This is a genomic window from Burkholderia stagnalis (assembly GCF_902830275.1).
GTDB classification, from domain to species: Bacteria; Pseudomonadota; Gammaproteobacteria; order Burkholderiales; family Burkholderiaceae; genus Burkholderia; species Burkholderia stagnalis.
In genome coordinates this window covers 24,767-36,931 of the sequence record NZ_CADESW010000024.1, presented here as the reverse complement: position 1 = coordinate 36,931, position 12,165 = coordinate 24,767, and the positions used below count along the sequence as shown (strand labels likewise).

At 66.0% G+C, this 12,165-nt stretch carries 10 protein-coding genes and 1 pseudogene; 6 read left to right on the top strand and 5 right to left on the bottom strand.

Features of this window, described 5'->3' with window-relative positions; genetic code table 11:
* Window positions 1–33: 33 nt before the first annotated feature.
* Genes HWY45_RS30470 through HWY45_RS30460 form a run of 3 tightly spaced genes read right to left on the bottom strand, consistent with a single transcriptional unit; the run spans window position 34 to window position 2,758 of the window.
* A complete protein-coding gene (locus tag HWY45_RS30470) occupies window positions 34–957 on the bottom strand; it encodes a chlorinating enzyme (protein WP_059566734.1) in 924 nt (307 codons plus the stop codon).
* 53 nt (window positions 958–1,010) lie between these two features.
* Entirely contained in the window at window positions 1,011–1,259 is a 249-nt protein-coding gene (locus HWY45_RS30465) for a phosphopantetheine-binding protein (protein WP_059566735.1), read from the bottom strand.
* A gap of 2 nt (window positions 1,260–1,261) precedes the next feature.
* Window positions 1,262–2,758 carry an amino acid adenylation domain-containing protein gene (locus tag HWY45_RS30460; protein ID WP_081069729.1) on the bottom strand — a complete coding sequence of 499 codons (1,497 nt, stop codon included), beginning with the start codon at window positions 2,756–2,758 and terminating at the stop codon, window positions 1,262–1,264.
* A 321-nt stretch (window positions 2,759–3,079) separates the two neighbouring features.
* Between HWY45_RS30460 and HWY45_RS30455 the strand changes: the two genes are divergently transcribed.
* Window positions 3,080–4,036, top strand: a complete 957-nt coding sequence (locus HWY45_RS30455) for a phytanoyl-CoA dioxygenase family protein (RefSeq protein WP_170304028.1) — start codon at window positions 3,080–3,082, stop codon at window positions 4,034–4,036.
* A gap of 90 nt (window positions 4,037–4,126) precedes the next feature.
* Window positions 4,127–5,983 carry an FAD/NAD(P)-binding protein gene (locus HWY45_RS30450; RefSeq protein ID WP_063888846.1) on the top strand — a complete coding sequence of 619 codons (1,857 nt, stop codon included), beginning with the start codon at window positions 4,127–4,129 and terminating at the stop codon, window positions 5,981–5,983.
* Window positions 5,984–6,244: 261 nt separating this feature from the next.
* Here HWY45_RS30450 and HWY45_RS37500 read toward each other — a convergent pair.
* Window positions 6,245–6,469, bottom strand: a pseudogene (locus HWY45_RS37500) (hypothetical protein); the annotation flags it as partial.
* 690 nt (window positions 6,470–7,159) lie between these two features.
* On the opposite strand from HWY45_RS37500, the gene HWY45_RS30440 reads away from it, so the two are divergent.
* The 3 genes from HWY45_RS30440 to HWY45_RS30430 all read left to right on the top strand — a co-directional run bounded on the left by HWY45_RS30440 (window position 7,160) and on the right by HWY45_RS30430 (window position 10,426).
* On the top strand, window positions 7,160–7,441 hold the full coding sequence (locus HWY45_RS30440; RefSeq protein ID WP_059880895.1) for a DUF3562 domain-containing protein: 282 nt from the start codon (window positions 7,160–7,162) through the stop codon (window positions 7,439–7,441).
* Entirely contained in the window at window positions 7,422–8,408 is a 987-nt protein-coding gene (locus HWY45_RS30435; RefSeq protein WP_059880891.1) for a zinc-dependent alcohol dehydrogenase family protein, read from the top strand. The genes HWY45_RS30440 and HWY45_RS30435 overlap by 20 nt, the downstream gene beginning before the upstream one ends.
* A 218-nt stretch (window positions 8,409–8,626) precedes the next feature.
* Window positions 8,627–10,426 (top strand): methyl-accepting chemotaxis protein, encoded by a 1,800-nt coding sequence (locus HWY45_RS30430; RefSeq protein WP_059566742.1) that lies wholly within the window; start codon window positions 8,627–8,629, stop codon window positions 10,424–10,426.
* A gap of 236 nt (window positions 10,427–10,662) precedes the next feature.
* Here the strand turns inward: HWY45_RS30430 and HWY45_RS30425 are convergent, their stop codons facing one another.
* Window positions 10,663–10,929, bottom strand: coding sequence for a hypothetical protein (locus HWY45_RS30425; protein WP_059880888.1), 267 nt, complete (start codon window positions 10,927–10,929; stop codon window positions 10,663–10,665).
* A 306-nt stretch (window positions 10,930–11,235) separates the two neighbouring features.
* On the opposite strand from HWY45_RS30425, the gene HWY45_RS30420 reads away from it, so the two are divergent.
* A complete protein-coding gene (locus HWY45_RS30420; protein ID WP_059880886.1) occupies window positions 11,236–12,114 on the top strand; it encodes a MipA/OmpV family protein in 879 nt (292 codons plus the stop codon).
* The last annotated feature ends 51 nt before the right edge of the window (window positions 12,115–12,165 follow it).

Genomic DNA, 12,165 nt, shown 5'->3' with positions numbered 1-12,165 from the left:
GCATGGCGGCGCGTGCCGCGTGTCGACGGGCGTTTATTGACCGCTGCCGGTGCCTGCACGGGCCGCGGCTGGCCGGAATCGGTAACCGGTGTTGGTCGAGTGGCGCGTCCGGTTGTGCTGGAACGTGTCCTTGCCCGACACGTGCACGACGCCGTACTGGCCGAGGTCGAAGAACCCGCCGTGCTCGACGAACGTATCCTGTCCCGGATAGACGAGCACGTCAGGCGACACGTATCGCGTCGTAAATGCAAAACGCGTCTTGTTCTTCGTGATGTTCGGATGCGAACCGTGGACGCACTTGGCCATGAACATGACGGCCTCGCCGGGTTTCATCTCCATGGAGCAGGCCTCGGATTCATCGGGCGCCCAGTCGGGATCGACCTTGAACTCCGAGAAGTTGTAGCCGAAGAAGGCTGTTTCGTCGGCCGATATCGGATCGTAGCGCTGGTTTCGTCCGGTCGTCGGCTCGATCGACTCGTCGAAATATTTCGTCCGGTGCGAGCCGGGCAGGAACTTCATGCAGCCGTTGTCGATCGTCGACTCGGTGAAAGCGGTCCAGACGGTCAGCTCGAACGGGACGTCGCCCGGCTGCCCGTCGACGGGCTGCAGTTGCGGCGACCCGGTGGTGTACTGGAACCGCTCGACCTGGTGCCACTCGGTGCCCTTGGCGCCGGGGAATTTCGGAAAATACTCGGATCGCCAGCACAGCAGGTCATCGCCCAGAATTGCCCGCGCGTGGGAAATGATCACTTCATTCTCGACGTGGGCCGCCAGCTCGTCGATGTCGAAATGGCGATCGTAATTGCAGCTGTTCTGGAAAATCGCCCGGCTCATGTCCTGGCTCTGGCGTCGAATCGACGCGAGCATCGATTTTGCGGTGTCCGGTGGATACACGACAAACGGGCCGTAGAATCCATCGCGAAAAAATCTTTCCCGAACTTCTTTGGCATCTACCATGTTTTGAATCTCCTGGATCCGCAGTAGGCGAGAGGTTGCGGCGGCGACGGTCGTTACCGCGGGCGGCTGACGAATGCGCAGAGGGCGGCGATCGTCTGATGATCGAATATCGCGTCGGCAGGGATGTTCACGCCGAATTCCTTTTCTATTTCGATGGCCAGTTCCGTTATCAGCAGCGAATGGCCGCCGACGTCGAAAAAGCTGTCGGTCGGCCCGAACTCGTCGTGATCGAGCATGCGGCGCCAGATGGCATGCATGCGCTCGGTTGCGTCGGCAAGCAAGGGGGCAGTGAGGTCGGTCATGTTCAATTTTCGTGAGCAAGGGTCATTAAACGGGAGATATCGGCTTTACCGCTGGAAGTGACTGGCATGGCCGGAACCGCGAAGATCCGGCTCGGCATCATGAACATCGGCAGAACCCTGCGTAATGCCTCGCGGAAGGCGAGCGGCTTGAAATCCGTTTCATCGCGCGGCACGACGAAAAGATAGAGGAACGTCTTTCCGGATTCGGAGGTATGAAGCGCGGCGGCGGATGCGGCGACGAGCAGCGTCTCATTCGCCACTCGCTCGATCTCTTCGAGTTCGATTCGGTAGCCATTGAACTTGACTTGCCGGTCGAGGCGGCCCTTGCAGAACAGGAAACCCGATTCGTCGAGATAGCCGATATCGCCGGTGCGATAAGCCCGTTTCCCGTCAAGCTCGATGAACACGTTCGCATTCAATTCCGGCCGATTGTGGTACCCGCGAGAAACCGCGTTTCCGACGATACAGATCTCACCGGTTTCTCCGTTATTTACCTCGCGGCCGTTCGAATCGATGACGGCGATCCCGCTGCCCGCCATGGGCTGGCCGACGCAGGCCGGCGGCGTATCGGGCGTCTTGCGGACGATGGTCGTATAAATCGTCGCTTCCGTGGCGCCGTACGCATCGAAGAAATGCGTCACGGGAGACCAGGTTTTCACGTTCTGCGAACCGCATTTTTCGCCCGCCGAGACGACATAGCGAAGCGCCGGATATGCGCCTGCCGGCAGCAGCGACAACATGGACGGCGTCATCAGCACATGGCTGACGGCATGCGCGTCGAGCGCCGCACCGAGCTTTCGTCCGTCGACGATGGTGTCGCGATCGAGCATGACGAGGGTCGCGCCATGGCACAGCGCCATGAACAGTTCCCAGATCGACATATCGAACGAGATCGACGCAATCGACGCAAAGCGACTCGCGCCGGTGACCGCCAGCGTCGCACCCTGGACGGCAATGAAATCGGCCAATGCGGCTGATTCGATCGGCACGCCTTTCGGGCGGCCCGTCGTGCCGGACGTATAGATCGTGTAGGCGGCGCGCAATTCGTCCGGAAAATCAGGCGCATTGCCCGGCGGGAGCGTGCGCGTATCCAGGAGAATCGGAACGTCGACAGGCGTGCACATATCGAAATTGATGGCGGCCGCCACCGCACCGGAATCGGCAATCATATGGCGCTTGCGTTCCGGCGGATAATCCGGGTCGATCGGCAGGAATGCGTTACCGGAAAGCAGGCAGCCGATTACCGCCTCGATATACGAGCATTCCTTGCGCATTGAAAGCGCGACGATTGCATTCGGGCCGATGCCGGCATTCTGTAAAGCCGCGGAGAAAGTCCGGCCGCTTGAGAATATATCGTAATAACTATATGACCCGCGGGCATCGATTACGGCGGTCTTTTCAGGATTCAGCTCCGCGATGCGACAGAGCTTCTGAAGCAATGGATCCGCGAGACGGCGGGATCCTGGACTGGATTGCCGATGTGATGCCTCCAGCAGCATGGTGAATACTCCTTACTCGCTTTTTCGGGTTGATTCAAGGTAAATCAACGCTATATAAAACTGCGAACCAGAGCTTTGCGGCGAATGAGCGATTCAACGGAGAATAGGGCGAGGCGAGCGCTAATGTCAAACCTGATCGTCACGTTCCTCTCTTCGATCTACCCCTATTTTAAATACCTCGATTTGGCTAATTGATCGTGAAACGGGATGCGCGAAAATTCAAGTGAAATTTCTTACAGGTTGCCCGGGCAATATCGTTGCCTTCATAGTGTTCCGAGTCTGATTCAAGAGGCGCTTTCGCAAAGGCCGCATGTTGTCTTCGTGAAAGCGCGTTTTAAATACCGCCGGGCGATCGGGCGCAATCATGCCCGGCTGCATCACTCCCGCCGTTATGAAACCGTCATCAAGAGAAGCTTCCCACGGAGAGATCTTATGGAACTGACCCAGGCCCAGATTGGAAGATATGAGGACGACGGGCTGCTGATCGTCGACGACGATTTCACGCGGGAGGAGATGGCGCTTTTGAAACACGAGGCCATGCGCGAGCTGGGAGAGGATCGAGTGGGGCTGGTCGCCGAAGACGGAACCGAGCGCCCGCGCGCGGTCAACGGTTCTCATCTGCGCAACCCGGTGTTCTCGGAATTGATCCGCGTGCCGCAATTGATCCGGCCGGCCGAGCAGCTGTTGGGGAGCCGGGTGTACGTTCACCAGTTCAAGATCAATGCGAAGCTGGCTTTCATCGGCGAGCGCTGGGAGTGGCATCAGGACTTCACGTTCTGGCGCGATGCCGACCAGATGCAGGCGCCGCGCGCGGTGACGGCGTGCATCACGCTCGACGACATCTACGAATTCAACGGGCCGCTGATGTTCATCCCGGGCTCGCACCGTGGGGGCGAGTATCCGGTCGAGGTGCGCGACAACGGCGGCGACGACTGGCAGCAGTATTTCGGCGCGGAGATGAAGTACAAGGCCAATCGCAAGCTGATTGCCGAACTCGCGGACGCGCACGGCGTCACGGTGCCGAAACTCAAGCGCGGCTCGGTGATGTTCTTCCATCCGAACGTCTATCACGCGTCGTCCGCGAACATGTCGCCTTACGACCGGACCATGCTCTACATCACGTACAACAGCGTCGAGAATGTGCTGCCCCCGTCGGCGCGGCCGAGGCCGGAATTCATCGCGGCGAGGGATTTCACGCCCGTTGCCGAGGGCACGCGACGCCTGCTGGACGTCGGCGATGCGCCGCGCGGCCATGCGTCGCTCTCGGGCAGCGACTGACGCGGGTCTGCCCGCGGGTTGACGCCGGGCGCGCAACACCATGCCGGCGTTGCGCGGAATTCTGGGCCACAGTGCACCAAGGAGTGCCATATGGCGAGTTTGCGGCTTGCGATCGTCGGCGGCGGACCACGCGCCTTGTCTATATTGGAGCGGCTGCTGGAATATCGGGAAAGCATTCCCGACCACGTCCGCCTGGAGGTCGTGGTGATCGACCCGGGCGATCTCGGCGAGGGGGCGCACTCCGCGGCGCAGGCCGGGCATCTGATGATCAATACGCTCGCGGCGCAGATCACGATGTATCCGCCGGTGAGCGCGGTCGGCGGCGACGCGAAGCCGTCGTTCCTGCATTGGGCCGAGCGCCAGGGATACCGGCGTTTCGCGGATGGGTATCAGATCGAGGTCGCGCCTGGCGGCGAGCAGCTGACCGAGCGCCACCATTTGCCGCGCAGCCTGCTCGGAAAGTATCTCGCCGCATTCGGGCGCGAGGTGCTGGCGGCGCTTCCGGCCAATATCGCGGTCCGTCACGTTCGCGCCAGGGCGATCGACATTCGACCGGCTGCGGGCGGCTACGCGATCGATCTGGATCGCGCCGACGCGATCGCCGCGCAGTTCGTCGTGCTCGCGACGGGGCACGGCACGCGGGCGTCCGACGACGAGGACAGGAAGCTGGCGGCATTCGCACTGGCCGGGCGTTCGTTCAATCCGCACCTCGCCTATGTCGCAGCGCCGTATCCGGTGGAAAAGCTCGATGCGATCGATGCGGGCGCGCGCGTCGCGGTGCGGGGGCTGGGGCTGACGGCCCACGACGTCGTGTCGGCGCTGACCATCGGCCGTGGCGGCACGTATCGCACGGCGGGCGATCGGCTGGTTTACGTGCCGTCGGGACACGAGCCGAGGATTTGGCTCGGGTCGCGCCACACGCTGCCTTTCGCGGCGCGCGGCGTCAATCAGAAGGGGCAGAAAGGGCAGTACGCGTGCCGGTTCTACACGCCGCAGGCGGCCGACGAATTGCGCAGGCGCGCCATTGCGGCAGGGCGTTCCGGCATCGACTTCTCGCGGGAAGTCCTTCCGCTGATCGTCAAGGAAATGGCCCTGGCCTATCGCATCGCCGAAGGCGGTGCGGAAGTCGATCCGGCCGGGTTCGAACCGACGGCGGAGGAAGTGCGGATCGTTCACGCCATCCTGTGGCCGATACGCGAGCGTACGTTCGAGCGGCCGGATGCGTTTCGGCAATGGTTCATCGACGCGATGAAGCGAGATCTCCAGGAAGCGTACCGGGGCAACTGCGCGAGCGGGTACAAGGCCGCGACCGACGTGCTGCGCGACGCGCGTGACGCGTTGCGCGCCACGGTGGAATTCAACGGCATGTCGGCGGAGTCGCACCGATACTTCATCGAGGAATTCAACCCGATCATCAACCGGATTTCGTTCGGGCCGCCGCTACGGCGCAACGAGGAATGGCTCGCGCTGTTCGAGGCCGGCATCCTTCAGGTGGCGGGCGGCTCCCGCACGCGCGTCGAAACCGGCGACGACTGGACGTACCGGGTGTGTGTCGAGCATGAAGCCTACGAGGAGCGCACGGCTGTCGACGTGGTCATCGCGGCCCGATCGGACCGATACTCGCCGCTCACCGATTCGTCGACGCTGTCGGCCAGCCTGCTGAAGCGCGGGATGATCCGGCCGCTGATGAACGGCGACTATCACCCGGGCGGGATCGACATCGCCGAAGACTTGCGCGTCAAGGATCGCGGCGGCGTGCCGCATTCGCGGATGTGGGCGACGGGATTCGTGGTGGAGGGCGCGCATTACTACACCAACGTGTTGCCGAGATCCGGCATCTTGTCGAGGCAAACGGTCGACGCGGAAATTGTCGTACAAGGCCTGTGCAGCGAATTGACGACCGCGGGCCAGCGCCAGCCGGAAGACCTGCAACCGATCGGAGAATGAGCGGGCGAGCGTCGCCCGAGCCGGCGAGGCGCTGAAGCGGTGCGCCTCTTGGCGCGCCGGCCGCGTAGGCGCTCAGGACGCGCAGCCCGGCCGCGCGCTGCGCCGCTGACGCCCGCCGTGGCGCGCGTGTGCATGGTGGCGCACGGCCTCGAGCGGGCAGGCCCGGCAGGGCGAGAAGCGCCGGCCCCGGTGCACGCGCGCGCGGCTGCGTCGCGTCGCATGCCGGGGCGCCGGCGGTGCGGCCGCCTCGCGCGTGGCCTGCTGGCGCAGCGCCGCGGCAAACCGCTGCAGCGCGGCCACCGACCCGGCGATGCTCTGGTACTTCTCCCGGCCGATCTGCCCGTCGAGCGTGACGAGCAGCCCGGCCTGGCGGGCGATCGCGAGCAGCGCCTCCAGATCGTCGCGCGACGCGGCGTCGGATGCCGGCTTGGGTTCGGCATTCGTGCGCCGTTGCCCGTTGCCGTTCGAAAACGTGCCAGATGACATGAGTGGTCTCCTCCGCCTGACCCGCGTGCCGGCTCGGCGGCCGGCTGGGCGATGGCCCGGCATGAACGGTCTGTCCATGGCATCAGTATCGTGTGGGGAATGCGCGCTTCCAATCAGGGCACGCTGAAGTCGGCGTCAGGAAATCCGCCGCGCCATAGGAATTTCCTGACACGCGCGCGGCCGATCGACGGCCGCGCGCGGTGTGGCGGGGCGCGGCGCGCACGGCATGCGACGCTCGTTGTTTACCCGAAGCGGGCCGTCGCCCGATGCCTGCGCGTACCTGCGGCATCGCTGCATGGCGGCGGGAAGCGCGGCGCCGGCCGGTCGTTTTTCAACGAACGATACAAAGGTCGAGCGGCTTGACGATGCGTGTCGTCCGGTCTACTTTGGCTGTTACGCCGACCGCTGATGCATGTCCATGACGTGCCAGCGCGTCGGCGCCGCGCTTTCGGGGTAAGTGCGTCTTTCATCGAATTGCCCGTGCGGCGCAAGTCCGCACCAGCCCGGCCGCTGCCGATTCTTCTCGGGTCGCGACGCCCGATGCCCGATGCCCGATGCCCGTGCATCGTGCCGCGTCGTTGACGCAGCGCAAGGGCGCGGCGATGCAGCGTCCGTCGCATCGCCTGTCTGTCTATACGCTGCCAATAGATCCCTCTCTCTCTGCTTGCCTCGACTGTAAGGAGTCCGTCGATGTCCCGGGATAATTTGCTGGAATCCCTCAAGGAATTCGCCGCGCAGCGCGCGATCAGCGAAGACCAGTTGCGCACGATGATCGACGACGAGGTGCGCGCGCTGGCCGCCGATGCCCGCGTGCACGACTACGTTCACGTATTTGCGATCCGTCACCTGCGCGACCGGATGCGCAAGCTCGACGAGCAGGCCGCGCAGGCCGATCACGGCCGGCAGGCGGACAACGCGCCGCCCGGCCACACATCCACGGAGCCCACCCGGCATGCGAGCCAGCGTCTATGACGGCCATTCGCCGCACCTGACGCTGCGCGAGCTGCCCGATCCGTCGCCGGGGCCGGGCCAGCTTCTGATCGACGTCCGCGCGTGCGGCGTCTGCCGCACCGATCTGCACGTGGTCGACGGCGACCTGCGCGCACCGAAGCGCCCGGTAATTCCCGGTCACGAGATCGTCGGCACCGTCGCGGCGCTGGGCCACGGTACGAGCGGCTTCGCGATCGGCGAGCGCGTCGGCGTGCCGTGGCTCGGCCATACCTGCGGCCATTGCGCGTTCTGCGCGAGCGGCCGCGAGAACCTGTGCGACACGCCGGGCTTCACCGGCTATACGCTCGACGGCGGCTATGCGGAACGCACGGTCGCCGACGCGCGCTTCTGCCTGCGCCTGCCGCCGGGCTACGACGACGTCCAGGCCGCGCCGCTGCTGTGCGCGGGGCTAATCGGCTACCGCGCGTTGACGCTGGCCGGTGACGCGCGGCGCCTCGGCCTGTACGGATTCGGCGCGGCCGCGCACATCGTCGCGCAGGTCGCGCGGCATCAGGGCCGCCGCGTGTACGCGTTCACGCGGCCGGGCGACACCGTCGCGCAGCAGCTCGCGTTGCGCCTGGGCGCATGCTGGGCCGGCGGCAGCGATGAGCCGGCGCCGGAGCCGCTCGACGCGGCGCTGATCTTCGCGCCGGTCGGCGCGCTCGTGCCGCTCGCGCTCGGCGCGGTGGAGAAGGGCGGCACCGTCGTCTGCGCCGGTATTCACATGACGGATATCCCGTCGTTCCCGTATGCGCTGCTGTGGGAGGAGCGCCGGCTGCTGTCGGTCGCGAACCTGACCCGCGCGGACGGCGACGCGTTCATGGCGCTGGCGGGGCGGATCCCGCTCGACATCGAGACGACGCGCTACCCGCTCGCCGATGCGAACCGGGCGCTCGACGACCTGCGCGCCGGACGCGTGTCGGGCGCGGCCGTGCTGACGATGGTCTGACGTTGTGCTGACGTTGTTCTGACAATGTGCTGACGGCGTTGCATCGCCGCGCCGGGCCGTGCCCGGCCGCTCGATGCGCGGCAGCTCGGGCCCCGATTTGCGCGGGCGCCGTCAATGCATCAATCTTGTGCACGCGCCCCTCAAGAAAGCGCCGGACGCGCCGTTTACACGGGGAATTCATCCATCTTGCGTTCGCGCTCCCCACCAGAGTCGTTGCCATGTTCTCGTCCATCCGCGCACGGATTATTGCCGTGAGTGTCGCCATCGTCACGTTTGCGCTCGTCGCGAGCGCCCTGATCAACGCCATCGTCGCGAAGACGTACAGCGATGGCGATATCGACAGCAGCCTGTCGTCCACGTCGAGCCTGTACGCGAGCGCGATCGGCGAGTGGGTCGCATCGAAATCGAAGATGATCGACTCGCTGCAGGACGCGACGCTGTCGCCCGACGCGATGCCGGCGCTCAAGCAGATCGCCGCGGCCGGCGGCTTCATCAACGTCTACGTCGGCTACGCGGACAAGGCGTTCAAGTTCACCGACCCGACCGGCATCCCGGCCGACTACGACCCGACCGGGCGGCCGTGGTTCAAGCAGGCCGCGCAGGCCGGCAAGCCGGTCGTCACGCCGCCTTACATCGATGCGGGCACGGGCAAGCTGGTCGTCACGTTCGCAGCGCCCGTGGTGCGCGACGGCGTGCTCAAGGCGGTCGTGGCGGCGGACGTTGCGATGGATACGGTGATCGCGAACGTCAAGGCGATCCATCCGACGCCGGCCAGCTTCGGCATGCTGATCGACAGCGCGGGCCATATCGTCGCGCATGCCGACCCGAAGCTCACGCTCAAGCCCGTGGCCGAGGTGTCGGCCGATCTCGGCGGCGTCAGCCCGGCCTCGATCGCGTCGGGCAGCGCGCCCCTCGAGGTGAACGCCGCCGGCGCGCACAAGCTCGTCCGTGGGCAGCCGGTGCCCGGCACCGACTGGTTCGTGCTCGTCGCGCTCGACAAGAGCGAAGCGACCGCGGCGATGCGTTCGTTCCTGGTCACGGCGGTCGTCACGCTCGTCGTCATCATCGCGCTGGCGGCGCTGATCATCGGCGCGGTCACCGCGACCGCGTTCCGCCGCCTGTCGCAGGTGCGCGATGCGATGGCCGCGATCGGTTCCGGTGACGGCGACCTGACGCAGCGCCTGCCCGACGAAGGCCGCGACGAAGTGGCGGACATCGCCCGCTCGTTCAACAGCTTCGTGAACAAGCTGCAGCAGGTGATGCAGCAGATCCGCGACGCGAGCGAATCGGTGCGCACGGCGGCCAACGAGATCGCGGCCGGCAACCAGGATTTGTCGTCGCGCACCGAGGCTGCGGCCGCGAGCCTCGAGGAAACGGCCGCGTCGATGGAGGAAATCACTGCGACTGTCGGCCAATCGGCCGCGGCGGCGGGCCAGGCCGACGAACGGGCGGCTGCCGCGTCGAAGATCGCGTCGCACGGCGGCGTGGTCGTGTCGGACGTGGTTTCGACGATGGAGAAGATCGAGGAAGCGTCGGGCCGGATCGGCGACATCATCGGGGTGATCGACGGCATCGCGTTCCAGACCAACATCCTCGCGCTGAACGCGGCCGTCGAGGCGGCGCGCGCGGGCGAGCAGGGCCGCGGCTTCGCGGTGGTCGCGCAGGAAGTGCGCAGCCTCGCGCAGCGCAGCGCGCAGGCCGCGCGCGAGGTGAAGGTGCTGGTCGAATCGACGGTTGCGAGCGTCGAGGCCGGGTCCGGGCAGGTGCGCCAGGCCGGCGAGACGATGAGCGAGATCGTCACCAACGTCGCGAACGTGACGACGATCATCTCCGAGATCACCCACGCGGCGAACGAGCAGACCCGCGGGATTCAGGAAGTCAACCGCGCGGTCACGCAGCTCGACGAGATGGTGCAGCAGAACGCGGCGCTGGTCGAACAGTCGACGGCCGCGGCATCGGCGCTGCAGACGCAGGCGCACCAGCTCGCGGCGACGGTCGGTCAGTTCAAGGTCGCCTGACGCGGCGGCGGGGGCCGAGCCGTCGAAATCTTGCGGCATCGGTTGTCGTGCGGGGCCGTATGCGTCCAGCCCCGCGAATGAACTTTCAAGATCAGGGGAACGTGCGTTGCCGGCCGCATTGCGGCGTCGCGCGTCGCTTGTTTGGCTCGGCCAAACGGCGTTCCTTGCTTCTGGCACGCGCCCTGAACGAAGTCCCCTTGGGGGACGACCGGCAACGCGCGTTCGCAAGCCCGCTATTAGCCTGAACTGGCCTGGCCGCGGCGGTCCGGTTTCGACGGCGTGGCCGGCGTGTGCTTGCCGCGCTCGCCGGACGGCTTCGCCGGATCGATCCGGGTGCCGCCGCCGATCGCGGGCGGATCGCTCGCGGGAAACGTTTCTTCCAGCCCTTCGTCGATGCGTTCTTCCGTCTTGTCTGGCGGCGGCTTGCGTTGCGACGCAAGCACGCGGGATGGGCCGGCGGCCGATGCGCGCGCAGCGCGGCTGCCGGTGGCGTGGACGGTCATGGTCGAACCTCCTTCGGTCTGGCGAGTGCGTATCGGCAAGCCGCGTTCCCGACGCGGATGAACGCGGCTCGCGATGAAGGCATCCACAGAAAGTCTACGTTACGCCGCGCGCACCTGCCGCGGCGATTGACGTTCGCCGTCGCGGGGCGGGCGCATGGATGCAGCGGGCGCTAGGCGCGCACGCGCGCGTCGCGTAGGATGTTCGTTAATTCAGCGCACGCTGCATTTGTACCGCGCGCGTTTCGCCGGTACGGCACGCGGTGTGCGGCGTTTGCCCTGTTTCGCGCAACCGACGGATACCCGCTCATGGTCATCGCTCGCCCGTTGCTGTCGTCCGGCGCACGCCGGTTCCTGTCTGGCGCGTCGGCGGTCGCGGCGCTCTCGGCGGCCATGCCGCCCGCCGTGCATGCCCAGACACCGTCGCCGCTCGGCGAATGGCAGTATTCGGCGGGCGTGCCGCTGATGAAGCTGTTCGAACCGAACCCGCCGACCTGGCAGGTGAGCGTCGGCGCGGGGATGGCGTTCCTGCCGCGCTACGCGGGCTCCGATCGCTATCGCCTGCTCGGCGGCCCGAACGTCGACGTGCGCTACCGCGACCTGTTCTTCCTGTCGACCGGCGAGGGCCTCGGCGCGAACGTGCTGCGCGGCCCGAACTGGCGCGTCAGCCTGTCGGTGGGCTACGACCTCGGGCGCCGCTCGTCGGACGATGTCGGCCACCTGAACGGCTTCGACAACATCAACCCCGCGCCGGTGATGAAGCTGTCGGCCGACTACGTGATCTCGAAGGATTTCCCGCTCGTGCTGCGCGCGGACGTGCGGCGCAGCCTCGGCGGCTCGAACGGCTGGGTCGGCGACTTGTCCGCATACATGCCGCTGCCCGGCAGCAACGAGCACTTCTTCTGGTTCGCCGGGCCGACCGTGTCGTTCGCCGACGCACGCTACCTGAACAGCTGGTTCGGCGTCAGCGACGGCGCGGCCGCACGTTCCGGGCTGCCGCGCTATTCGTCGGGCGCCGGGCTCAAGTCGGTCGGCGCGGGCGTGACGATGGTCTGGTTCGTGAACAAGCACTGGTTCCTGACGATGGACGGCGCGATCGAGCAGCTCGTCGGCCGCGCGGCGCACAGCCCCGTCACGCAGCAGACGACGAACGGCGTGCTCGATCTGTCGGTCAATTACCAGTTCTGACGCGCGCGCGGCCGGTTTCACATTTGCTATGATTCGCACCTGTACAAATGT